This window comes from Zobellella endophytica (assembly GCF_003012775.1).
In the GTDB taxonomy this organism is placed as follows: Bacteria; Pseudomonadota; Gammaproteobacteria; order Enterobacterales; family Aeromonadaceae; genus Oceanimonas; species Oceanimonas endophytica.
Genome location: NZ_PXYG01000004.1, coordinates 275,739 through 297,740 on the forward strand (window position 1 = coordinate 275,739; position 22,002 = coordinate 297,740).

The following is a 22,002-nucleotide window of genomic DNA, read 5'->3' on the forward strand; positions in this document are numbered from 1 at the left end:
GCTGTTTCCAATCAGAGCCCATCATGCGGTCATCCTTCTTTAACGGGGCCAGGCACCGGCAGGTGTTTGCCCTGGCCCTGCCCATGGTGCTGTCCAACATTACCGTGCCCCTGCTCGGCCTGGTGGACACCATCGTCATCGGCCATCTGGAGCAGGCCTATTACCTGGGCGGAGTGGCGGTGGGCGCCACCATCATCAGCCTGATCTTCTGGCTGCTCGGCTTCCTGCGCATGTCGACCACCGGGCTCAGCGCCCAGGCCTTCGGCGCCGGCGACGGTGAACGGCTGTTGCAGGTGCTGGCGCGAGCCCTGCTGCTGGCCTGGGCGCTGGCGCTGGCGGTGCTGGTACTGCAGCGGCCGCTGCTGGAGCTGGCGTTCTGGCTGGCCGGCGGCAGCGCCGAAGTCCAGCTTTACGGCCGCCAGTATGTGGCCATCCGCATCTGGAGTGCCCCGGCGGCGCTGACCAACCTGGTGTTGCTGGGCTGGCTGCTCGGCAACCAGAACGCCCGGGCGCCCATGTGGCTGCTGATCCTGGGCAACGGTGTCAATATTCTGCTCGATATCTGGTTCGTGCTGGGTCTGGGCTGGCAAGTGAAGGGGGCGGCGGCGGCCTCGGTGCTGGCCGATTATCTGGCCATGCTGCTGGGCGCCTGGCTGGTGTGGCGCACCCTGGCGGCGCGGGGGCTCAGGCCGGCGACCGGCTTCTGGGATCGGGCCCTGAACCGCACCGCCTTCCGGCGCCTGCTCGGCCTCAACCGGGATATTTTTCTCCGTGCGCTCTGCCTGCAGCTGACCTTCGCCTTCATGACCTTCCAGGGCGCCCGCCTGGGGGATGCGGTGGTGGCGGCCAATGCGGTGCTGATGAACTTCCTGATGTTCATTTCCTACGGCCTAGACGGCTTCGCCTATGCGGTGGAGGCCATGGTGGGCAAGGCGGTGGGGGAGCGTAGCCGGGCCTGTTTCCGCCTGGCCTGCGGCCTCAATCTGTTCTGGGGCGCCCTGGTGGCGGTGCTGTTCACCCTGGTGTTCGCCCTGGGCGGCGAGAGCCTGATCGCCCTGATCACCGATATCCCGGCGGTGCGCAGCCAGGCGGCGGCCTATTTGCCCTGGCTGGTGCTGATGCCGCTGGCCGCCTGCTGGTGCTTTATCCTGGACGGCATTTTTATCGGCACCACTCGGGGCCGGGAAATGCGCGACATGATGCTGTTGTCGACCTTCGGGGTGTTTTTTCCGGTGTGGTGGCTGGTCCGGGAGCTGGACAATCATGGCCTCTGGCTGGCCATGTTGTGCTTTATGCTGGCCCGGGGCCTGACCCTGGGCTGGGCCTGGTGGCGGCTCGAACGGCGGCAGCGGTTTATCGCCGAAGACCACGCAATGACGGAGAAACAAGATGTTTGAAATTGCGCTCTATGAGCCGGAAATCGCCCCCAATACCGGTAACATCATGCGGCTGGTGCGCAACAACGGCTGTCGCCTGCACCTGATAGAACCGCTCGGCTTCGACCTGGAAGAGAAGAAACTGCGCCGTGCCGGGCTGGATTACGCCGATTTTGGTCGGATCCAACTGCACTCCCACTATGTGGAGTTTCTGGCGGCCATGGCCGGGCGGCGGCTGTTTGCCTGCACCACCAAGGGCAGCCGGCATCACCACGAACCGGCCTATCGGCCCGGGGACGTGCTGCTGTTCGGACCCGAAACCCGTGGCCTGCCGATGGCGGTGCTGGAGGCGGTGGCCCCCGAGTACCGTATCCGCATCCCCATGCAGCCGGACAGCCGCAGCCTGAACCTGTCCAACGCGGTGGCCATTATCAGTTACGAGGCCTGGCGGCAGCAGGGTTTTTCCGGGGCCGTTTGACCCTGCGGTTAGATGCCGTGGTTATTTGAGGCATAGTAATTAGCTTGCATTGATTATTTATTGACCTCATCGACGCTGTTCTACAATGGTGGTGGGACTGAACAGGCAGAAGGAGACGGAGATGTTAGCCAAGCAATGCAGCTATACCCTTTCGGGGGCGGAACCACTTCATGCCCACATAGTGGTCAACCCCACGGGTTTGCTGGAAGTCGATATCATCGAGCGCGATCAGCATTTCACCAGTGACTTCGAACATGTTCATTTCAAGGGGGACGGGCAGGGCATGCAGGTGATCTGCGAGCACTGCGACAACGCTCCCGAAGAAGAAGTCAGCCTCAACCTGCAGCGGCAGGATGCGTTCGAACTGTATCAGATGATCGATGATGCCAAGCAGGAACTGGAATGCCTGCTGTGTGATTTATAGCCGGTATGGCCCACGGCCGGAGTGCCATAGCCGTACTGCAAAGCCCCGTGTGCGCACGGGGCTTTTTTACGCTCGGCCACGGGAGTTACACCCGGGGTCACATTCGGACGGCGGCGGCGGTATACTAGGATAACGCTTCCGACCCGGCTCACCCATGACGCACACCTCTGCTTATTCCCGTTTGGTCACCTCCGCCGCCATCGCCGCCGCGGTGGTGGCCGGCCTGATGATCCTGGGCAAGCTGCTGGCCTGGTTCTATACCGGTTCGGCCAGTATGCTGGCCTCGCTGACCGACTCCCTGCTGGACATCAGCGCTTCGCTGATCAACCTGATGGCCATTCGTTATGCCCTGGTGCCGCCGGATCAGGAACACCGCTTCGGCCACGGCAAGGCCGAATCCCTGGCGGGGCTGGCCCAGTCGGCCTTTATCAGCGGCTCGGCGATCTTCCTGGTCATCAACGGCATTTCCCGGCTGCTGAATGCTCAAGAGGTCACCCATGCAGCCATGGGGATCTGGGTGATGCTGTTTTCACTGGTGCTGACTGCCGGCCTGGTGCTGTATCAGAGCTATGTGATCAAACGCACCCACTCGGTGGCGATCCGCGCCGATCAGTTGCACTATCGTTCGGACATCCTGCTCAATGTCGGGGTGCTGCTGGCCATCGTCCTGGCCTGGTACGGCTGGCACTGGGCCGATGGCGTCTTTGCGGTGCTGCTCGGCGGCTACATTCTCAAGGGCGCCTTGAAAATCGGTTATGACTCGGTGCAGATGTTGCTGGACCGGCAGTTGCCGGAAGAAGAGCAAAAGCGCATTATTGATACCTGTTTGGCGGTGGAAGGGGTGCACGGCTTGCATGAACTGCGTACCCGGCAGTCGGGCCAGACCCGTTTTATTCAGCTGCATCTGGAACTTGACGATCAGCTGCCCCTGGTACGGGCCCATCGCATCGCCGATAAAGCAGAGCGGGAACTGCGGTCGCTGTTTCCCGATACCGACATCATTATTCATATGGACCCCATTTCGGTACTGCCTCGTGAGGCCCATTCTCAGGATATGAGTGAACATCAATTTCTAGAAAACAAGGTTTAATCCATGGAAGACGGCATTCAATCCAGCACCTGGTCACGTATCCGCCAAGAAGCGCAGCGGATGATTACCGAAGAGCCGATGCTCGGCAGCTTTTTCTACTCCACCATCCTCAACCATGACAGCCTGAAGTGTGCCCTGAGTTTTATCCTGGCCAACAAGCTGGAGAGCTCGGTGATGCCGGCGATCAGCCTGCGAGAGGTCATCGAGGTGGCGCTGGACGAAGAGCCCGCTATCCTGGACATGGTGGCCATGGATATTTGTGCGGTGCAGGAGCGGGATCCGGCGGTCGAGCTGTTTTCTACGCCCCTGCTTTACCTGAAGGGATTCCATGCGTTGCAGGGCTACCGGATTTCCAACTGGCTGTGGCGCCACGGACGCCGCTCGCTGGCGACCTATCTGCAGAACCAGATCTCGGTGGTGTTCGGGGTTGATGTGCACCCGGCGGCCAGGATCGGCAAGGGGATCATGTTCGATCACGCCACCGGTATCGTGGTGGGCGAGACGGCGGTGATCGAGGACGACGTGTCCATTCTGCAGAACGTGACCCTGGGCGGCACCGGCAAGGAAGGCGGTGATCGCCATCCCAAGATCCGGGAAGGGGTGATGATTGGCGCCGGGGCCAAGATCCTGGGCAATATCGAAGTGGGCGAAGGCGCCAAAATTGGCGCCGGCAGCGTGGTGCTGGAGCCGGTGCCGCCGCATACCACAGTGGCCGGGGTGCCGGCCAGGGTGGTGGGGCGTCCCGGTTCGGACAAACCGTCGCTGGATATGAGCCAGAATATCTGAGACTTTTCTTGACGTGCCCGACATAAATTTGCGGTAAATGGCGAGTGCATCGCCGGGGCCGCTTGTTGTCTGACATTGCCCGGGGTATCCTCGGGCGCTGAGGGGCCTGCGGGCCGATTGATGATGATTAGGGGTTAGTGCATGTCTTTTGATGTATTGGAAAAACTGGAGTCCAAAATCCAGGCTGCGGTTGACACCATTTCTTTGCTGCAAATGGAAGTGGAAGAGTTGAAAGAGCAGAACGGCAAACTGGGTGAGGAAAACCAGCAGTTGAAGCAGCAACACGATGCCTGGCAGGAACGCCTGCGGGTGTTGCTGGGCAAGATCGATCAGGTAGAAGAAAACGCCTGAGTACTGAACGCCGGCCATGCCGGCGTTATCTTTTTACACCAGGGGACGCCGCCGGTAGAACAGCAATCCCGGCATCGCCAGCCCGATGGCCAGTCCGGCCACGATAAACATCGCTTTGATCACGTTGGCCACCAGGCTGCCCCACAGCTCCGGGGTATAGCCGTGCTGGCTGATCTCCACCAGGGCGATCATCGCCTTGTAGGCGTAAACCCCCGGTATCATGGGGACCACCGCCGCCACCGTAAATACCTTGGGATGGGCCAGAAAGCGGCGCGCCCAGTGCCAGCCCAGCAGGCCGATCAGCGTGGCGGCGAAAAAGGTGGCCCACTCGATCGGCATGCCCGCATCCAGTAGCAGGTAGCGGCTGCCGTGGCCGAGCGCTCCCCCCAGGGCGCAATATTTCAGCGCCCTGGACGGTACATTGAACAGCAGGGCAAAGCCCAGTGCCGGCACAGTGGCAAACAGCATGTCGTTGGCCAGCCCTGTCATCAGCGTCATCACCACCCCCGGACACCAAGCAGATTCATCGCCGAAATAATGCCGATGCTGGTGGCCATGGTCAGCAGGGTGGCCAGGGTCCAGCGGGCCAGGCCGGTATTGATGTAGCCCTTGACCATATCGGCGGCGGCATTGATCAGGGGAAAGCCGGGCACCAGCATCAGCACCGCGGAAGGCACCGCCAGAAAGGGCTGTTCCCCCCATTGGTACAGCAACCCCAGGCTGGAAATCAGAGTGGTGACGAAGGCGGTCACGGCGAAATTGAGCAGGGGATTGAAATGGCGTAAGGCCAGCTCCTGGCGCACTCCGATGCCGCAGGCGGCAGCGACGAAGGTGAGGGCAAACACCGGCCAGTCGGCGCCGGCCAGCCGGGCGAAGGAAGCGCAGGACAGCCCCACCATCAGGATCACCAGGGGACGTGGGTAATGCAGGGGCTGCAGGCGATCGAGCCGCCGGCGGACGCCCCGGCCGTCGAGCAGCCCCTTTTCGGTCATGATGCAGATGCGCTGCAGCTCCGACACCATCTGCATGTTGATGCCCCGATCGGGGCAGCGGCGGGTGGTGGTCACACAGTGTTCCCGATACAGGGTGGTGACGATAAGCGCATCGTTGGCCAGGCTGACCTCGACGCTGCCCACGCCCAGGGCCAGGCCGACGCGGCGGGTCAGGGTCTCAATCAGCGCGCTTTCGGCGCCGTGCTGCATCAGCAGCTGACCGATCCTGATGGTGATCCGGGTGAGCTCCCGCTGCGGGAAGGGGGAAGAACAAGAAGACTCGGTACTCTGCTGCATAAAACGCCTCCGCTTTATGGTGTACTTTTACTCCATTCTTCCCCAGTTTATCTTGTCCGTCATCAATTTGTAGGTAATAAAACAAAAAGGCCTGTCGCGTGACAGGCCTTGGGCTGAAATGGGGAGCAGGGCTTATTCGATGTCCAGCGGCTCGGGAGAAAGGATGATACCGGTGGTGTCGGCGTAGAGGTGATCCTCGGGTAGAAAGGTGACCCCGCCGAAGTTGACCGGGATATCCTGTTCACCGATCTCGCTGTCGTCGGCCCCGACCGGAATGGAGGCCAGCGCCTGAATACCGATGTCCAGCTCTTCCAGGGCGTCCACTTCGCGTACGCAACCATAGCAGACGATACCTTCCCAACCGTTTTCCGCCGCGACTTCGGCTATCTCGGCGTCGATCAGCGCCCGGCGCAACGAGCCACCGCCGTCGATCAGCAACACCCGGCCGACACCGTTGGCCTTGACCGCTTCCATGATCAGGCCGTTGGCCTCGAAGCACTTGATGGTGGAAACGGTGCCGCCGAAGGAGCTTCGGCCGCCGAAACTGGAGAACATGGGCTCGACCACGTCCACCATGTCAATGTAGGTATCGCACAGTTCAGAAGTATTGTATTCCATGGAATCAGCCACATCTGGAAACAAGGTAACCTCAGTATAAAGAGGCGGGAGCGGTTTTCAATCACAATAATGTGACCGCTCCCGTTATTGGCCGGATCAGAGGATAAAACGGCTCAGATCTTCGTCTTCGACCAGGTTCTTGAGGTAACGATCCACATAGTTTTCGTCGATCACTATGGTCTCGCCCGACTTGTCGGTGGCCTCGTAGGACAGCTCGTCGAGCAACCGCTCCATCACGGTGTGCAGGCGGCGGGCACCGATGTTCTCGGTGGTTTCGTTGACCCGCCAGGCGGCCTCAGCCAGCCGGCGAATGCCTTCCTTGGTAAAATCGACGGTGACGTTTTCGGTGGCCAGCAGCGCCTTGTACTGCTCGGTGAGCGAGGCGCTGGGCTCGGTGAGGATGCGCTCGAAATCATCGGTGGTCAGCGAGTTCAGCTCCACCCGGATTGGCAACCGGCCCTGCAACTCGGGGATCAGATCCGATGGCCTGGCCACCTGGAAGGCGCCGGAGGCAACAAACAGCATATGATCGGTGCGCACCATGCCGTGCTTGGTGTTGACGGTACAACCTTCCACCAGCGGCAGCAGATCCCGTTGCACCCCTTCCCGGGACACGTCCGGGCCCGAACTTTCGCCACGTTTGCAGATCTTGTCGATTTCATCGATAAACACGATGCCCTGGTTTTCCACCGCGGCGATGGCCTGTTCCTTCAGCTCTTCCGGGTTCAGCAGCTTGGCGGCTTCTTCTTCCACCAGCAGCTTGAGCGCATCCCGGATCTTCATTTTGCGCTGCTTGCTGGTATTGCCGGACAAATTCTGGAACATGCTTTGCAGCTGGCTGGTCATCTCTTCCATGCCGGGTGGCGCCATGATTTCGACCCCCATCTGCGGGGCGGAGACGTTGATTTCAATCTCTTTGTCGTCAAGCTGGCCTTCGCGCAGCTTCTTGCGGAAGATCTGCCGGCTGTTGCTGTTGTCGGCCTTTTCCTCTTCGCCCCAGGTATTGCGCGGGTTGGGCAACAGCGCGTCCAGCACCCGTTCTTCGGCCGCCTCTTCGGCCCGATGACGGAATTTCTCCATCTGCTGTTCGCGGGTCATCTTCATCGCGATATCGGTAAGATCGCGAATGATGGTGTCTACTTCCTTGCCGACATAGCCCACTTCGGTGAATTTGGTCGCCTCGACCTTGATGAAGGGCGCGTTGGCCAGCTTGGCCAGGCGGCGGGCAATTTCGGTCTTGCCCACCCCGGTCGGACCTATCATCAGGATGTTCTTGGGGGTGACTTCCTGGCGCAGCTCCGGAGTGAGCTGCATGCGGCGCCAGCGGTTGCGCAGGGCGATGGCCACGGCGCGCTTGGCCTCGGACTGGCCGACGATATGGCGGTCCAGCTCGTGGACGATTTCTCTCGGGGTCATTTCAGACATAATCAATTCCTGTAGTACGGGCGCGGGGGCTGGCCGCCCCGGGACAAAATCAGTGACTGTAGTCGAGCTCTTCGATGGTCTGGTTGCTGTTGGTATAGACGCAGATGTCACCGGCGATGGTCAACGCCTTTTCGACGATGTCGCGGGCTTCCAGCTCGGTATTTTCCAGCAGGGCGCGGGCGGCGGACTGGGCGAAGGCGCCACCGGAGCCGATGGCGATCAGATCCTGCTCGGGCTGCACCACGTCGCCGCTGCCGGTGATGATAAAGGAGTGTTTGTCGTCGGCGACGGCCAGCAGGGCTTCGAGCCGGCGCAGCATGCGATCGGTTCGCCAGTCCTTGGCCAGGGCCACGGCGGCACGCTCGAGGTTGCCCTGGTGGGCCTGCAGCTTGGCTTCGAAGCGTTCCAGCAGGGTAAAGGCATCGGCGGTGCCGCCGGCGAATCCGGCCAGCACCTTGCCGTTGAACAGGCGGTGTACCTTGCGGGCATTGCCTTTCATCACGGTATTGCCCAGGGAAACCTGGCCGTCGCCGCCGATGACCACTTTGCCGTTACGGCGAACTGAAACGATTGTTGTCACTGTGAACCTCACTTGACGGTGTAGCCAGCGGGACTGGCAGAAATGTCATGATCACAGAAATGGGGGCTGAGCCGGGAGAGTTCAACCCTGTCTGACGACACAATCGGTATTGAGCCGGCTCATCTTGTGCTTGTCCTGCTCGGCCACGCGCTGGCTGGGGTAGGGTCCCATGATGACGCGGTACCAGACTCCGTTGCTGCCTTCGGAACGGCGGACTTCCGACCCCAGTCCCTGGAAGGCGATGCGCGCCTTGAGCTGTTCGGCCTGCTCGGCGGAGCGGAAGGAGCCGCACTGCATGATGTAGCGCTTGTCCGGGGCATCCTCGGGCTTGGCACGCTGGGCGGCGGTTTCCGGCACATCGACGACGATCTCTTTGTTTTCGAGCTGCTCGATGTAGCGCCACTTTTCCACCGGTTTCTGATCGATGGGATTCACCGGCGCCGCGGGCGGCGGAGTCCGGGCGGCGGCCGGCGGTTCGACAGTGCGCGAGTCCGCTGAACCCTTGATCAGGTAAATCAGGTAGCCGAAGCCGGCCAGCAGTACCAGTACCAGGATTACGGCCAGCCAGGGGACCCGCGGTTCGGGCGCGCGAGTCCGGCCGCCGCTTTTGGCGGTGCGGCCGTTGCGTTTCGGCTTGCTGCGGCGCACGTAATCCTTGGCCATCTTACATCCGTTCCATGGTGTCGATGCCGAGCAGCAACAGACCCTGCTGCAAGACCTTGGCGGTAGCGGCGCACAGGCGCAGCCGGCTGGCCCGCTCGGTGTCCGACACGCCGTCCTTGTTGATGGGGCAGGCCTCGTAGAAGCTCATGAAGGCACCGGACAGTTCGTACAGGTAGAGGCACAGCAGGTGCGGCATGCCCTTGTCGGCCACCGACTTGACGGTGTCGTTGAACTGCACCAGTTTCTGCGCCAGGGCCTCTTCCGCCGGCGCCTGGATGCTGATCTGCCCCTGCAGGCCGGCGGCGGTGACCCCGGCCTTGCGGAAGATGGACTGTACCCGGGTATAGGCATACTGCAGGTAGGGGGCGGTGTTGCCCTCGAACGACAGCATGTTGTCCCAGTCGAAGATGTAGTCGGTGGTGCGGCTCTTGGACAGGTCTGCGTATTTCACCGCGCCCATCGCCACCCGGCTGACCACCTGCGCCTTTTCCTCGGTGCTGAGCTCGGTCTGCTTCTGCGCCAGCAGGGCGGCGGCGCGCTCCTCCGCTTCCTCGAGCAGATCCACCAGCTTGATGGTGCCACCGGAGCGGGTCTTGAAGGGGCGGCCGTCCTTGCCCAGCATCATGCCGAAGGCGTGATGCTCCAGGCTGACCGACTCCGGCACATAGCCGGCCTTGCGCACTATGCTCCAGGCCTGCATCAGGTGCTGGTGCTGGCGGGAGTCGATGAAATAGAGCACCCGGTCGGCGCCCAGCCGCTCATAGCGGTACTTGGCGCAGGCGATGTCGGTGGTGGTGTAGAGGTAGCCGCCATCCTTCTTGCGGATGATGACCCCCATGGGATCGCCGTCCTTGTTCCTGTACTCGTCCAGGTAGACGACGATGGCGCCGTCGTCTTCCACCGCCAGGCCTCGCTGCTGCAGATCGGCCACGATGTCCGCCAGCATGGGGTTGTACATGCTCTCGCCCATCACGTCCGCCGGGCTCAGCGACACCTTGAGCCGGTCGTAGACCTGCTGGTTGTGCTGCAGGGTGATGTCCACCAGCTTCTGCCACATGTTCAGGCAGTAGTCATCGCCACCCTGCAGCCGGACCACATAGCTGCGGGCGCGCTCGGCGAAGTCCGCATCCGCGTCGTACTGTTGCTTGGACTCCCGGTAGAACTGCTCCAGATCCGCCAAGCCGGAGGACAGCACCTCGGGATTCTGTTTTTCCAACTCTTCCAGATGGGCGATCAGCATGCCGAACTGGGTACCCCAGTCGCCGATATGGTTGGCACGGATCACCTTGTGACCGAGGAATTCCAGGGTACGCACCACGGCATCGCCGATGATGGTGGAGCGCAGGTGGCCCACATGCATCTCCTTGGCCACGTTGGGGGCGGAATAGTCCACCACCACCGTCTGGCGCTGTTCGGCCAAGGGCACGTTGGCGCGTTCGTCGGCCACCATGGCGTCGATCTGCCGGGCCAGCCAGCCGCTGTCGAGGAAGAAATTGATAAAGCCCGGGCCCGCCAGTTCGGTTTTGGCCACCAGCTCGGAAACGGGCAGATTGTCCACCAGCAACTGGGCCAGGGCGCGGGGATTCTGCCCGGCGGGCTTGGCCAGCAGCAACGCCAGGTTGGTGGCGAGGTCTCCGTGGGCCTTGTCTTTGGTCCGGTCTACCTGGATACGGGGGGCCAGCTCGGCGGGCAGCTTGCCCTGCTGTTTCAGGGTTGAGACCGTCTGCTCAAGCAGCGCTTGAATATGTTCTTTCATTGTCAGTTCACCAAAATTAAGACAAGGTCGGAAGATAACCTGGGGGGGACAAATTCTACTCATAACGGGGACAGAAAACTACCGTTTGGCGCCAGAGCGGGCTTCGATTGAAAGCGCGGACCACGAAGGCGGGTCTTTATGGCCATTATCCGACGATGGGGGACAGGCCATGAAATTGGCACTCTTACCGCTGACCCTCCATCTTATGCCCGGTGGCAAACTGCCCTTGCGCATCTTTGAACCCAGGTACATAAGAATGGTCAGCGAGGCCAGCCGCAGCGGAAGCGGCTTTGGCATCGGCATGCTGGGCACGCAGGATGACGACGGCAGCAGCGACCTCTTTATGCTGGGTACCCGGGTCGACATCACCGACTTCTATACCCTGGACGACGGCCTGCTGGGCATTACCGTCGAGGCTTCGGAACGCTTCCGCATCCGTACCCTGGAGCGGGAACGGGACGGGCTGCTGTGCGCCGAGGTGGAGTTGCTCGACAACTGGCAGGCCTGCCAGTTGTCGCCCTTCGAACAGGTGCTGTCCGACAAGCTGCGGGAAGTCTTCGACGAGTATCCCGAACTGGCCGAGCTGCACCCGGCCCCGCGCTGGCGGGATGCGGCCTGGGTAACCCAGCGCTGGCTGGAAGTGCTGCCACTCAACACCGAGCAGGCCCAGTTGCTGATGGCGGAAGACAGCTGCCGCCGGGCGCTGGCCTTCCTGATGTCGATGCTGAAACGGGAGCCGCAGCCGGGCAGCCGCCACTAGCGACTACCACAGCTCGACCGGATCGATATCCAGCGACCAGCGCACCCTGCGGGCGGCCGCCAGGGTGTCGATAATGGCCAGGGCCTGGCGACAGGCCCTGGCCAGTTCGCGTCTGTTGCCCGCCTGCAGCAGCAGCTGGTAGCGGTACTGGCCCGCCTTGCGTTCCATCTGGGCACTGAAAGGCCCCAGGCTGCGCACTTCCCCGGGCAGGGTCGGCATCAGCTGCTGGGTCAACTGCAATAAAAAGTCCTGACAATACTGGGCCTTGGTGGCCTGGGCGCGGAACAGCGCCTGGAAGCTGAATGGCGGCAAGCCGGCCTGCCGTCGTTCCTGCAGGGCGCCGAGGGCGAAATGGCGATAGCCCTGATTGGCCAGATCCTGCAGCAGCGCGTGGTCCGGGTGGTGGGTCTGCAGCACCACCCGGCCCGGCTTGCTGGCCCGGCCGGCCCGGCCGGCCACCTGGATGTACAGCTGGGCAAAGCGCTCGGTGGCGCGGAAATCGCTGGCGAACAGGGCGCCGTCCACATCCAGCATGGCGACCAGGGTGACGTCGGGAAAGTGATGACCCTTGGCCAGCATCTGGGTGCCGAGCAGGATCTGATACCTGCCCGTGCGGATCCCTTCCAGGTGCTGCTGGAAACTGCCCTTGCGCCGGGTGTTGTCCCGATCGATACGGATGATGCCGTATTGGGGGAAGAGGCCGGCCAGGGCCTGCTCTACCTGCTCGGTACCGAGACCGGTGCCCAGCAGCTGCCGGCTGCCGCAGTGCGGGCATTGGGGCGGCACCGGCCGCTGATGCTCGCAGTGATGGCAATGCAGCCGGGACTGGCCCTTGTGCCAGGTATAGTGGGCGTCGCAGCGTTCGCAGTCGGCCAGCCAGCCGCAGTCGTGGCAGAGCAGCACCGGGGCATAGCCGCGCCGGTTGAGGAACAGCATCACCTGGTTGCCGCCGGCCAGCTCCTGTTCCATCAGCTGGAGCAGTTGGGGTGACAGCCCGGCGTGCAGCTGCACGTGTTTGCTGTCCAGCAGCCGGTGCTCGGCCAGGGTGGCGCTGCCGGGGCGTTGACTTAGGGTCAGCAGCCGGTATTTGCCACTGGTGGCGTTGTGCAGGCTCTCGAAACTGGGGGTGGCCGAGCCCAGCACGATGGGAATGGCCAACTGCCGGGCCCGCAGCAGCGCCAGATCCCGGGCGTGATAGCGAAACCCGTCCTGCTGTTTGAAGGAGCCATCGTGCTCTTCGTCGATGATGACGAGCCCCAGCTCCCGGAAGGGTGTCAGCAGCGCCGAGCGGGTGCCGATGACGATGGCGGCGGTGCCGTCCCGGCAGGACAACCAGGCGTCCAGCCGCTCCCGCTCGGACATGCCGGAATGAAGGGTGCTGACCGGAACCTGAAAGCGCCGCTCGAAGCGGGCGATGGTCTGCGGCGTGAGGCCGATCTCCGGCACCAGTACCAGCACCTGGCGACCGGCCGCGAGCACCGGCTCCATCGCCTGCAGGTAGACCTCGGTCTTGCCCGATCCGGTAATGCCTTCCAGCAGAAAGGGGCTGAAGCCGTCGGCCTGGGCGATGCAACTGACGGCCAGTGCCTGCTCGGTGCTCAGCCGGGGCTTGTCCTGATGCGCGATGGCGATCTGGTGGCGCCAGTCGCGGGTCGCCGGCAGCTGTTCTCTTTTCTCGAGCAGTCCCTTGTCCGCCAGGGCCCTGAGCACGGCGGTGCCGATGCCCCTGGCCTCCAGCTCGCCGGCGGTCAGCGGGCCCGGCTCCAGCAGGGCCAGGGCCTGCCGCTGCTTCACGGCCCGCAGTGCTACCGTTTCCTGGGACGCCAGCCGGTGCCAGTAGTCTATGCTGCGGTAGCTGGCGGCCTCGCCCTTGCGCAGCAGGGTGGGCAAGGCCTGAAAATAGACTTCGCCGGGGGCGTGCAGATAGTACTGCGCGGCCCAGTCGAGCAGCCGCAGCTCCTGTTCCTGCAGGACGGGGTGCTCATCCAGTCGGCCGGTGACGGGCTTCAGTTTGTCGCGTTCGACCCCGGAGTGATCCGGGTGGTCCAGCACCAGGGCCACCATGGTTCTGCTGCCGAAAGGCACCCGGACCCGGCAGCCCCTGGCGGGCAGCGGGAGGGGGCAGAGGTAGTCAAATTCCCGCCGCAGCGGTACGGGCAGAACAACCCTGAGCAAGCCATGCGCGGCCGGTATCGACATTGGTGATTTTTCCCCCGTTTACCCTTGCCTGAAAAAAGGCAATCCTATATTATTCGCACCCTTCACAAAACGTGTATCACTACGTGTGGTGTCTGGCTCAGGATCAGATAGCGACACGGCCTACCGACAGAGGTTGTCCATGAAACAAGGTATCCACCCGGAATACAAAGAAATTGTTGCCAAATGTTCTTGCGGTAACGAGATCAAGACCCGCTCCACCCTGGGCCATGATCTGAACCTGGACGTTTGCTCCGCTTGCCACCCCTTCTTCACCGGCAAGCAGAAGATCGTTGACACCGGCGGCCGTGTCGATCGCTTCAACAAGCGTTTCGGCGCGCTGGCCAGCAAAAAATAAGCAGCCTCGGTTGCGAGAAAAAGGCGCCTTCGGGCGCCTTTTTTGTTTGCACTTTACGGCCGGCCTGACCATGGTTAGCGGACAGTGGCACCGGAGTGAAACGAGCGGATGCGAACAGGGCGCGTTATCTTTCTTTGTTGTCTTTTCCTGCCGTTCTTCGCGGGGGCTGCTTGCCCCCGCCTGATACCGGACGAAACGGTATCTGTTCGCCATGTAATAGATGGTGACACCGTCATTCTTGATGACGGCAGAGTGATCCGCTTTATCGGTATCGATACACCAGAATTCAATAAACACCGAAAAAAGGCCGTCGAGCCCGGGGCCGAGCAGGCACGGCGGTGGCTGTTAAATAAAATAAGTGAAGAGATTCGTTTGAAACTGGTTTTTGGAATCAAAAGACGTGATGATTATGGCCGCTGGCTGGCCCACCCGCTCACGGCCTCGGGTCATTTGCTGGCAGAGCAGATGCTGTCCCTCGGCCTGGGGCCGTTATTGATGATACCGCCCAACCACCGGCACTGGCCCTGCCTGTTCGAGGCCGAACAGGCCGCCTATCGTGCCCGGCGTGGGATATGGCAGCGACCCCTGCCGGCAGCCCCATCCGCTGGCGGATGGCAGGCGTTGGCCGGCCGCATCACCGAGGTGCGCCGCCGGGGCGGCGATGTGCAGCTGATGCTGGAACACCGCCTTCGGTTGCACGCCGGGAGCCGGTTGCCGGCGGCGGCACTGGACCGGCTGTCGGCCCTGCAGCCGGGGCAGCGGCTGCTGGTCCGGGGGCGGGTGTACCGGGTCCGGGACGCATGGCGGCTACGGCTGGATCATCCCTGGCAGTTTGCCGGGGAGCATAAAAAATGAACGACCGGGCTGGGCAATTCCGAAAAAGTTGATTACTATCACATTGTATAAACATTATGGTAAACTTGTTCACAGTTAAACCGTAAAAATGTCACCAATCGCATCAGGGTATTCGCAGAAATGACCGACTTTCGCCAACAAGCGCTCGACTATCATGCCTTCCCCAAACCGGGCAAGATCTCCGTTGAAATCAGCAAACCGGCAGAAACCGCCAAGGATCTGGCGCTGGCCTACAGCCCGGGCGTGGCCGAGCCGGTGCGTGAAATCGCCGCCGATCCCGAGAACGCCTACAAGTACACCGCCAAGGGCAACCTGGTGGCGGTGATCAGCAACGGCACCGCCATCCTCGGCCTGGGCAACCTGGGCCCGCTGGCCTCCAAGCCGGTGATGGAAGGCAAGGCCCTGCTGTTCAAGCGGTTCGCCAACCTCGACTCCATCGACATCGAAGTCAAGCACCGCACCACCGAGGAATTCATTCAAACGGTAGCGGCCATTGCCGATACCTTCGGCGGCATCAACCTGGAAGATATCAAGGCGCCCGAATGCTTCGAGATTGAAAAGGCGCTGATCGAACGCTGCAACGTGCCGGTGTTCCACGACGACCAGCACGGCACCGCCATCGTCACCGCCGCCGGCATGCTTAACGCGCTGGAAGTACAGGGCAAGGACATCGCCGATTCCCGCATCGTGTGCATGGGGGCTGGCGCCGCCGCCGTGGCTTGTATGGAGCTGCTGATCAAGTGTGGCGCCCAGCGTGAGAACATCTACATGCTGGACCGTAAGGGCGTGATCCACACCCGTCGCGACGATCTGAACGAGTACAAGGCACTGTTTGCCAACAACACCGACAAACGTACCCTGGAAGACGTAATCACCGACGCCGATGTATTCGTGGGCGTGTCCGGTCCGGACGTGCTGCCGGCGGAAGCCGTGGCCATGATGGCGGAAAACCCGGTGATCTTCGCCTGCTCCAACCCGGATCCGGAAATCAAGCCCGAGCTGGCCCATTCTGTGCGCCAGGATCTGGTGATGGGGACCGGTCGCTCCGACTACCCCAACCAGGTCAACAACGTGCTGTGCTTCCCCTTCATCTTCCGGGGTGCCCTGGACGTGCGCGCTTCCCGCATCAACGACGCGATGAAGGTGGCGGCGGTTGAAGCCATCCGCAGCCTGGCCAAGGAGCCGGTGCCCCAGGAAGTGCTGGCCGCCGCCGGGGTGGAAGCCCTGGAATTCGGCAAGCACTATGTGATCCCCAAGCCGATGGATCCGCGCCTGCTGCCGCGCGTGGCGCGCGCCGTGGCCGTGGCGGCGGTCGAGTCCGGCGTGGCCGGCATCGAACTGCCTGCCGACTATATGCTGGACTGAACAAAGGCCCGCTAAAGAAAAGGGGAGCCTAGGCTCCCCTTTTGGCGTTATGGCTTGCGGGTCAGGTAGACCCCGGCTTCCATATGGTGGGTGTAGGGGAACTGGTCGAACAGGGCGAAGCGGCTGAGCCGGTGGCTTTGCGCCAGTTCGTCCAGGTTCTGCTGCAGGGTCTCGGGATTGCAGGAGATATAGATGATATTGTCGTATTCTTGCACCAGCCTGACGGTGTCGGGATCCAGTCCGGCGCGGGGCGGATCCACCAGTATGGTGTTGCACTGGTAGCCCTGTAGGTCGATGCCCTGCAGCCGGCGAAACTCGCGCACACCGCGCATGGCCTGGGTGAATTCTTCCGCCGACATCCGCAGTATGGTGACGTTGTCGATGCCGTTGGCGGCGATGTTGTACTGGGCCGACTTGACCGAGGAACTGGCGATCTCGGTGGCCAGCACCCGGCGGAAGTTGGCCGCCAGGGCCAGGGAGAAATTGCCGTTGCCGCAGTACAGCTCAAGCAGGTCGCCGCTGGCGCCTTGTGTCACGTCCAGCGCCCATTCGAGCATCTGTTCGTTCATCCGGCCGTTGGGCTGGGTGAAGCTGTTTTCCACCTGCTGGTAGACAAGCTCGCGGCCCGCCACCTGCAGCTTCTCGACCACGTAGTCGCGCTCGACCACCCATTTCTGCTTCTTGGCCCGGCCGATGATGTCGGCCATGATGCCCAGTTCACGCAACTGCGTACGCAATGCCCGCGCCGCCTGGTGCCAGTCTTCATCCAACTGGCGGTGGTAGAGCAGGCTGATCACCAGCTCACCGCTGAGGGACGACAGAAAATCCACCTGGAACAGCTTGCGGCGCAGCACCGGCGAGGGGCGCAGTGCCTCCAGCAACAGCGGCATGGCCTGGTTGATCAGCTGCGAGGCGGCGGGAAACTGCTCGACCCGGTATTTCTGCTTACTGGCCTGATCGAACATGATGTAGTAAAGATCGTCCCCCTGATGCCACACCCGAAACTCGGCCCGCATCCGGTAATGTTCCGGCCGGGAGGAGAAGACCTCCAGTGGCGGCGGGGCAAAGCCGGCAAACTGGCCCTGCAGGCGCTCGGCTTTTTCCGCCAACTGGCGGGAATAGTGGGTGGTATCGAGGTGGATCATGATGGGGCTCCTGTACAGCGAGCCGCCGATTCTAAGGACTCTGGATCATTTGTCCAGTTTATAGGCGATACCTTGCTTTCTCTCCTGGCTATAGCCATCCAGCTTTCTCGATGGCTGTTTTGGTATACAGCATCGCCCCCATTCCCTATAATGCCCGCGCTTTGGTGCCGACAGGCGTAAACGGGAATCCGGTGAGAATCCGGAGCTGGCGCGCAGCGGTAAGGAGGAACGAAAGCGACGAGGGGAAAGCCCCGAGCACTGCCATATCCTGGTGGGAAGCTGTCGCCTAGGTAGATGCCCGCGCATCTGTGCCTTTAAGCCCGAAAACCTGCCAAAGAAGCTGCCAGGAAGGGCCTGGCAGCCGATGCTACGCGTTCTAGGGAAGCACAAGATGTCCAAACAATGGCTGGCAGCCGCTTTGCTGCCATGGGCGGCCTTCGCCCAAAATACCTCCGAAGCTACCGATATCACCATTCACAACCGGGTTGAACAGCCGAGAAGCACGGTGCTGGCACCGGTTGAGGTGATCACCAGGGCCGACATAGAGCGGCGCCAGCCGAAATCCATGGCCGAATTATTGAGTTCGCTGCCAGGCATCCAATTTGGTACCCAGAGCGGTGGCTTGGGTCAGCAAACCAGTCTGTTCACCCGGGGCACGGAATCGGACCACACTCTGGTGCTGATCAACGGACGACCAATCGCCCAGTCGGTTTCCGGTAGCGTGGACTGGAGCGAGTTTCCGATCAGCGGTATCCAGCGGGTCGAGTACATTCGCGGCCCCCGGGCCGCCATCTACGGTGCCAATGCCATCGGTGGGGTGATCAATCTGATCACCACCACCGAGGCCGATGAGACCCGCCTCGGGGTCACTGCCGGCAGCAACGACTATTACGAAGGCAATCTGGCCCTGAACCGCTGGATCGGTGAACAAACCCATCTGCAGTTGATGGGTGGCTATCGTGAAACCCGGGGGTACGACACCCGGCCGACAGAGGGGCAGCCGGACAGCGACGGTTTCACCCAGTTCAACGGTCTGCTGGGGCTGACTCACCACCTCGATGACCACTGGACCCTGGATGCCTCGGCCATGGGCTGGCAAAACAGGTCGGAGTATGACTTCACCCAGGCCTTCGATTTCGGCACCTCGGCCAACGAGAGTGAACGGGAAACCTATCAGCTGGATGCCGCCATCGGCTATGCCGATAAGCGGCTGAATGTCCGCTTCGATGGTGGCTACAGTGAGACCGAACTGAAGAGCTGGCGTGACACGCTGGGCGAAGGTTCGGCGGAAGCCATTACAACCGGCATCGGGAGGCTGGGCTGGCTGGTCCAGTACAAGCATTCCGCCAATGGATACGTACTGGCCGGTCTGGACTGGCAGCGGGAGCGGCTGCTGGATGACTCCGGCCTGTTCGGCATGGCGTTTGAGGCTCCGAGCCGAGACAATACCGGGGTCTATGCGTCCCTGTTCCAAACCTGGTCTCTGCTTTCGCTCGAGCTGACCGGCCGGGTAGACGATAATGAACAGTTCGGTACCCATGGTACCTGGCAGAGCGCGTTGTCGTGGGCGTTACCTCATGCCCATAAGGCTACCCTGAGCTATGGGACGGCCTACCGGGCTCCGAACTTCATCGATCTGTACTCGCCTTTCGGCGGCAACCTGGAGTTGCAGCCGGAAGAGTCGGAAAACTGGGAACTGGGCCTGGTCGGCGATTATGCCTGGCTCAACTGGGAACTGAACCTTTACCGTAACGAAATCGACAATCTTATCGTGTTCGATTCCAGTACTTTCCTGCCGGTGAATTCGGCCGAGAACACGGATGCGCTGATCGAAGGGGCCGAGCTATCATTGAAGGCCAGCACCGGGCCGGTGCGTCACCGGGTGGTGCTGGAGTATACCGACGCCAAGGATCGTAACAACGATGATCAGCAATTGCTCCGTCGCGCCAAGCGCAAGGCCAGCTGGGAAGGTGAGGCCGACTGGTTGAATGCGACCTGGTTCGCCCAGGCTCTGTATATCGGGGAACGGCCCGATGTGGGCAATGTCACCCTGCCATCCTATACCGTATGGAATCTGGGAGCCCGTTACCGGCTGACCGAACAGCTGAGTCTGACCGGTAAACTTAATAATCTGTTCGACAAGGATTACCAGGTGATCGCGGGTTACGATGCTCCTGGCATGGAGTTTTATGTCGGGGCGGACTACCGCTTCTAACCCCTTGAGCCGGCCACTGTGCCGGCTTTTTCATCCCCGCTTTTGGCGTTATCATGGCGGCCTTGCACAGCGAGGGCAGTCAGTGGCGACCATTCTTATCTTCGATTCCGGCATGGGCGGTTTATCCGTGTACCGGGAAGTACGCAAGGCCTTGCCCGGCCATCAATACCTGTATCTGTTCGACAATGCCTGCTTTCCCTATGGCGAGCTGAGCGAGCAACGGCTGGTGGCCCGGGTGAGCGAGCTGTTCGACGTCTTTGTTGCCCGGCACCATATCGATATCGCGGTGATCGCCTGCAACACCGCCAGTACCTACGTATTACCGGCATTGCGCCAGCAACTGACCGTGCCGGTGGTCGGGGTGGTTCCCGCCATCAAGCCCGCCGCTGCCCATAGCCGGGCCCATGGTCATGGCAAGGTGGGTCTGCTGGCCACGCCGGGCACGGTGTCGCGGGACTACACGGCGCAGTTGATCCGGCATTTTGCCGCCGATCTGGAGGTGAGCCTGCTGGGCACTACCGAACTGGTCAAAATGGCGGAAGACAAGCTGGCCGGACTGGCCGTCGATCGAACGTTGCTGGGACGGGTGCTGGCCCCCTGGCTAGGGGCATCCGCACCGGACACCGTCGTCCTGGGCTGCACCCACTTTCCATTATTGGCCGACGAGATCCAGCAATGGCTGCCCGAGTCGTTACTGGTGGATTCGGGCTCGGCGATTGCGCGCCGGGTCAGCAGCTTGCTGGCCGAATACGTCGAGGCAACGGGGGAGCCGGTAGGTCTGGCATTCTGTACCCGGGAAACAGAAAAGGCCCGGCTGCAGGCAGGGGCCTTTGTTAACGAAGGGTTCGGAGTGCTGGAACTGTTTACGCCCTGAGCACAGGCTCAGGAGGGCTCCTGCCTCTCCTCGTTGTCTTCCTCCTTCCGCTCGTTTGCTTCCCGGACTTTCAGGGTGCGTTGCTGGAACTCGGAGTCATTCAGCGCCTGCAGCGCCGCCTGGGCGGCGTCTTTCGGCATTTCAACAAAACCAAAACCCCGGCGTTTTCCGGTTTGTTTGTCTTTCATCAGGCGAACCGACAGCACCTGCCCGAAGGTCTCGAACAAGGCCCGGACCGACGCTTCGTTGGCACGATAAGGCAGGTTGCCGACGTACAGGGTCGTGGTCGGGATCTCGTCCGGGCTGGCGGGCCGGATCAACAAAGGAGCACAAAAGCCACCGAGCAAAAGTCCGAGGGCAAACATCAGTGCCGGTTCAAGAGGCGGGTTGAGCAGGGTGATAAGCAAGTAGCCGGCGATGGCCAGCACAACGGCGAATAAAGCAGACTGAACATATAATGGATACTGGGATAACTTCATCGGCAATCTAATCTCAAGGAAGAGTGAGTCTCCGGCATGCCGACACCGGGTCGGTGGCGGACGTGCCATCATCATCAGCATAGCCTCAATTGGACTGGCGGTAACAACGAGCAGTCCAAAAAGACGCATAAATGTGATCTTGGGTAATGAAACCAGAGAAACTGAGCAAAATGCCGGCAACCGGTACCGAAACGGTACTTTCGCTGTGCATAACCCTGTGCCTAAGCTGTGCTTTTGCTTGGGATATAAGCAAATGGGTCCGAAAGAGATGTTTTTCACCAAAAAGCCCTTGCGCAAAAAGCGCGGCTGCCTATAATGCGCATCCACTGACACGGCGCACCACGCCACGGTCAACAAGCGGTAAAAACTTCGGTTTTAACGCTTGACGAATCAAAAGGACGGCGTAGAATACGCAGCCCTGACCAACACCAGGTCAACGCTCTTTAACAATCTATCAAGCAAACTGTGTGGGCACTCGCAGTGCGTTGGGAAACAAAAAAATACTGTTTTTCAATGACTGTCGAAGTGCACAAACACTTCAGCAATTCATTGAGTATCGAACTTTAAATTGAAGAGTTTGATCATGGCTCAGATTGAACGCTGGCGGCAGGCCTAACACATGCAAGTCGAGCGGCAGCGGGAGAGTAGCTTGCTACTTTTGCCGGCGAGCGGCGGACGGGTGAGTAAGGCTTGGGTATCTGCCCGGTCGAGGGGGATAACCGTTGGAAACGACGGCTAATACCGCATACGCCCTACGGGGGAAAGCAGGGGACCTTCGGGCCTTGCGCGATTGGATGAGCCCAAGTGAGATTAGCTGGTTGGTGAGGTAATGGCTCACCAAGGCGACGATCTCTAGCTGGTCTGAGAGGATGACCAGCCACACTGGGACTGAGACACGGCCCAGACTCCTACGGGAGGC

22 protein-coding genes, 1 rRNA gene and 1 riboswitch are annotated in these 22,002 nt (G+C 61.3%); of the genes, 13 read left to right on the forward strand and 10 right to left on the reverse strand.

Annotated elements, in window-relative coordinates; translation table 11 throughout:
* The first annotated feature begins 23 nt into the window (after positions 1 to 23).
* The 6 genes from dinF (at position 24) to C7H85_RS11845 (ending at position 4,505) form a co-directional block, all read left to right on the forward strand.
* A complete protein-coding gene (gene dinF, locus C7H85_RS11820) occupies positions 24 to 1,397 on the forward strand; it encodes an MATE family efflux transporter DinF (protein WP_106729902.1) in 1,374 nt (457 codons plus the stop codon).
* Entirely contained in the window at positions 1,390 to 1,854 is a 465-nt protein-coding gene (locus tag C7H85_RS11825; protein ID WP_106729903.1) for a tRNA (cytidine(34)-2'-O)-methyltransferase, read from the forward strand. Before dinF ends, C7H85_RS11825 begins: the two co-directional genes overlap by 8 nt.
* Before the next feature lie 121 nt (positions 1,855 to 1,975).
* Positions 1,976 to 2,278 (forward strand): hypothetical protein, encoded by a 303-nt coding sequence (locus tag C7H85_RS11830; protein WP_106729904.1) that lies wholly within the window; start codon positions 1,976 to 1,978, stop codon positions 2,276 to 2,278.
* Positions 2,279 to 2,432: 154 nt separating this feature from the next.
* Positions 2,433 to 3,368, forward strand: a complete 936-nt coding sequence (gene fieF / locus C7H85_RS11835) for a cation efflux pump FieF (RefSeq protein WP_106729905.1) — start codon at positions 2,433 to 2,435, stop codon at positions 3,366 to 3,368.
* A gap of 3 nt (positions 3,369 to 3,371) precedes the next feature.
* Positions 3,372 to 4,154: a serine O-acetyltransferase gene (gene cysE / locus C7H85_RS11840; protein ID WP_106729906.1), complete on the forward strand. Its 783-nt coding sequence runs from the start codon at positions 3,372 to 3,374 to the stop codon at positions 4,152 to 4,154.
* Positions 4,155 to 4,295: 141 nt separating this feature from the next.
* Complete coding sequence (locus C7H85_RS11845; protein ID WP_106729907.1) at positions 4,296 to 4,505, forward strand: cell division protein ZapB; 210 nt, start codon at positions 4,296 to 4,298, stop codon at positions 4,503 to 4,505.
* 33 nt (positions 4,506 to 4,538) lie between these two features.
* On the opposite strand, the gene C7H85_RS11850 is transcribed toward C7H85_RS11845, so the two are convergent.
* The 7 genes from C7H85_RS11850 to argS all read right to left on the reverse strand — a co-directional run bounded on the left by C7H85_RS11850 (position 4,539) and on the right by argS (position 10,836).
* Entirely contained in the window at positions 4,539 to 5,006 is a 468-nt protein-coding gene (locus C7H85_RS11850) for a threonine/serine exporter family protein (protein WP_425445069.1), read from the reverse strand.
* Positions 5,003 to 5,794 carry a threonine/serine exporter family protein gene (locus tag C7H85_RS11855; RefSeq protein ID WP_106729909.1) on the reverse strand — a complete coding sequence of 264 codons (792 nt, stop codon included), beginning with the start codon at positions 5,792 to 5,794 and terminating at the stop codon, positions 5,003 to 5,005. Before C7H85_RS11855 ends, C7H85_RS11850 begins: the two co-directional genes overlap by 4 nt.
* A 132-nt stretch (positions 5,795 to 5,926) precedes the next feature.
* Positions 5,927 to 6,412 (reverse strand): ribonuclease E activity regulator RraA, encoded by a 486-nt coding sequence (gene rraA, locus C7H85_RS11860; protein ID WP_106729910.1) that lies wholly within the window; start codon positions 6,410 to 6,412, stop codon positions 5,927 to 5,929.
* Positions 6,413 to 6,508: 96 nt separating this feature from the next.
* Positions 6,509 to 7,837, reverse strand: a complete 1,329-nt coding sequence (gene hslU, locus C7H85_RS11865) for an ATP-dependent protease ATPase subunit HslU (RefSeq protein WP_106729911.1) — start codon at positions 7,835 to 7,837, stop codon at positions 6,509 to 6,511.
* A 49-nt stretch (positions 7,838 to 7,886) separates the two neighbouring features.
* A complete protein-coding gene (gene hslV / locus C7H85_RS11870; protein WP_106729912.1) occupies positions 7,887 to 8,417 on the reverse strand; it encodes an ATP-dependent protease subunit HslV in 531 nt (176 codons plus the stop codon).
* Positions 8,418 to 8,498: 81 nt separating this feature from the next.
* Positions 8,499 to 9,080, reverse strand: coding sequence for an SPOR domain-containing protein (locus tag C7H85_RS11875; protein WP_106729913.1), 582 nt, complete (start codon positions 9,078 to 9,080; stop codon positions 8,499 to 8,501).
* Between the two features lies 1 nt (position 9,081).
* The gene (gene argS, locus C7H85_RS11880; protein WP_106729914.1) at positions 9,082 to 10,836 is read right to left on the reverse strand and encodes an arginine--tRNA ligase; all 1,755 of its coding nucleotides are present in this window, start codon (positions 10,834 to 10,836) and stop codon (positions 9,082 to 9,084) included.
* Positions 10,837 to 11,005: 169 nt separating this feature from the next.
* On the opposite strand from argS, the gene C7H85_RS11885 reads away from it, so the two are divergent.
* Positions 11,006 to 11,596, forward strand: a complete 591-nt coding sequence (locus C7H85_RS11885; RefSeq protein ID WP_106729915.1) for an LON peptidase substrate-binding domain-containing protein — start codon at positions 11,006 to 11,008, stop codon at positions 11,594 to 11,596.
* Between the two features lie 3 nt (positions 11,597 to 11,599).
* Here the strand turns inward: C7H85_RS11885 and priA are convergent, their stop codons facing one another.
* Positions 11,600 to 13,795, reverse strand: coding sequence for a primosomal protein N' (gene priA, locus C7H85_RS11890; RefSeq protein WP_106729916.1), 2,196 nt, complete (start codon positions 13,793 to 13,795; stop codon positions 11,600 to 11,602).
* A 139-nt stretch (positions 13,796 to 13,934) separates the two neighbouring features.
* Between priA and rpmE the strand changes: the two genes are divergently transcribed.
* From rpmE to C7H85_RS11905, 3 genes are all read left to right on the forward strand, one after another.
* Positions 13,935 to 14,150: a 50S ribosomal protein L31 gene (gene rpmE, locus C7H85_RS11895; RefSeq protein ID WP_106729917.1), complete on the forward strand. Its 216-nt coding sequence runs from the start codon at positions 13,935 to 13,937 to the stop codon at positions 14,148 to 14,150.
* A 108-nt stretch (positions 14,151 to 14,258) separates the two neighbouring features.
* The gene (locus C7H85_RS11900) at positions 14,259 to 15,005 is read left to right on the forward strand and encodes a thermonuclease family protein (protein ID WP_106729918.1); all 747 of its coding nucleotides are present in this window, start codon (positions 14,259 to 14,261) and stop codon (positions 15,003 to 15,005) included.
* A gap of 120 nt (positions 15,006 to 15,125) precedes the next feature.
* Complete coding sequence (locus C7H85_RS11905; protein WP_106729919.1) at positions 15,126 to 16,370, forward strand: malic enzyme-like NAD(P)-binding protein; 1,245 nt, start codon at positions 15,126 to 15,128, stop codon at positions 16,368 to 16,370.
* A 47-nt stretch (positions 16,371 to 16,417) separates the two neighbouring features.
* On the opposite strand, the gene trmA is transcribed toward C7H85_RS11905, so the two are convergent.
* Positions 16,418 to 17,515, reverse strand: a complete 1,098-nt coding sequence (gene trmA / locus C7H85_RS11910) for a tRNA (uridine(54)-C5)-methyltransferase TrmA (protein ID WP_106729920.1) — start codon at positions 17,513 to 17,515, stop codon at positions 16,418 to 16,420.
* 145 nt (positions 17,516 to 17,660) lie between these two features.
* Positions 17,661 to 17,865, forward strand: a riboswitch (cobalamin riboswitch).
* 41 nt (positions 17,866 to 17,906) lie between these two features.
* Between trmA and C7H85_RS11915 the strand changes: the two genes are divergently transcribed.
* Positions 17,907 to 19,730: a TonB-dependent receptor domain-containing protein gene (locus C7H85_RS11915; protein ID WP_106729921.1), complete on the forward strand. Its 1,824-nt coding sequence runs from the start codon at positions 17,907 to 17,909 to the stop codon at positions 19,728 to 19,730.
* 82 nt (positions 19,731 to 19,812) lie between these two features.
* The gene (gene murI, locus C7H85_RS11920) at positions 19,813 to 20,604 is read left to right on the forward strand and encodes a glutamate racemase (protein WP_106729922.1); all 792 of its coding nucleotides are present in this window, start codon (positions 19,813 to 19,815) and stop codon (positions 20,602 to 20,604) included.
* A gap of 8 nt (positions 20,605 to 20,612) precedes the next feature.
* On the opposite strand, the gene C7H85_RS11925 is transcribed toward murI, so the two are convergent.
* A complete protein-coding gene (locus C7H85_RS11925) occupies positions 20,613 to 21,083 on the reverse strand; it encodes an RNA recognition motif domain-containing protein (RefSeq protein WP_106729940.1) in 471 nt (156 codons plus the stop codon).
* A gap of 565 nt (positions 21,084 to 21,648) precedes the next feature.
* Between C7H85_RS11925 and C7H85_RS11930 the strand changes: the two genes are divergently transcribed.
* Positions 21,649 to 22,002, forward strand: a 16S ribosomal RNA gene (locus tag C7H85_RS11930); the annotation flags it as partial.

What these genes read in the sequence shown, in the direction of transcription:
- dinF (WP_106729902.1), top strand. Translation starts at nt 24, where the DNA reads ATGCGGTCATCCTTCTTTAACGGGGCCAGGCACCGGCAGGTGTTTGCC.
- C7H85_RS11825 (WP_106729903.1), top strand. Translation starts at nt 1,390, where the DNA reads ATGTTTGAAATTGCGCTCTATGAGCCGGAAATCGCCCCCAATACCGGT.
- C7H85_RS11830 (WP_106729904.1), top strand. Translation starts at nt 1,976, where the DNA reads ATGTTAGCCAAGCAATGCAGCTATACCCTTTCGGGGGCGGAACCACTT.
- fieF (WP_106729905.1), top strand. Translation starts at nt 2,433, where the DNA reads ATGACGCACACCTCTGCTTATTCCCGTTTGGTCACCTCCGCCGCCATC.
- cysE (WP_106729906.1), top strand. Translation starts at nt 3,372, where the DNA reads ATGGAAGACGGCATTCAATCCAGCACCTGGTCACGTATCCGCCAAGAA.
- C7H85_RS11845 (WP_106729907.1), top strand. Translation starts at nt 4,296, where the DNA reads ATGTCTTTTGATGTATTGGAAAAACTGGAGTCCAAAATCCAGGCTGCG.
- C7H85_RS11855 (WP_106729909.1), bottom strand. Translation starts at nt 5,794, where the DNA reads ATGCAGCAGAGTACCGAGTCTTCTTGTTCTTCCCCCTTCCCGCAGCGG.
- rraA (WP_106729910.1), bottom strand. Translation starts at nt 6,412, where the DNA reads ATGGAATACAATACTTCTGAACTGTGCGATACCTACATTGACATGGTG.
- hslU (WP_106729911.1), bottom strand. Translation starts at nt 7,837, where the DNA reads ATGTCTGAAATGACCCCGAGAGAAATCGTCCACGAGCTGGACCGCCAT.
- C7H85_RS11875 (WP_106729913.1), bottom strand. Translation starts at nt 9,080, where the DNA reads ATGGCCAAGGATTACGTGCGCCGCAGCAAGCCGAAACGCAACGGCCGC.
- argS (WP_106729914.1), bottom strand. Translation starts at nt 10,836, where the DNA reads ATGAAAGAACATATTCAAGCGCTGCTTGAGCAGACGGTCTCAACCCTG.
- C7H85_RS11885 (WP_106729915.1), top strand. Translation starts at nt 11,006, where the DNA reads ATGAAATTGGCACTCTTACCGCTGACCCTCCATCTTATGCCCGGTGGC.
- priA (WP_106729916.1), bottom strand. Translation starts at nt 13,795, where the DNA reads ATGTCGATACCGGCCGCGCATGGCTTGCTCAGGGTTGTTCTGCCCGTA.
- rpmE (WP_106729917.1), top strand. Translation starts at nt 13,935, where the DNA reads ATGAAACAAGGTATCCACCCGGAATACAAAGAAATTGTTGCCAAATGT.
- C7H85_RS11900 (WP_106729918.1), top strand. Translation starts at nt 14,259, where the DNA reads ATGCGAACAGGGCGCGTTATCTTTCTTTGTTGTCTTTTCCTGCCGTTC.
- C7H85_RS11905 (WP_106729919.1), top strand. Translation starts at nt 15,126, where the DNA reads ATGACCGACTTTCGCCAACAAGCGCTCGACTATCATGCCTTCCCCAAA.
- trmA (WP_106729920.1), bottom strand. Translation starts at nt 17,515, where the DNA reads ATGATCCACCTCGATACCACCCACTATTCCCGCCAGTTGGCGGAAAAA.
- C7H85_RS11915 (WP_106729921.1), top strand. Translation starts at nt 17,907, where the DNA reads ATGTCCAAACAATGGCTGGCAGCCGCTTTGCTGCCATGGGCGGCCTTC.
- C7H85_RS11925 (WP_106729940.1), bottom strand. Translation starts at nt 21,083, where the DNA reads ATGAAGTTATCCCAGTATCCATTATATGTTCAGTCTGCTTTATTCGCC.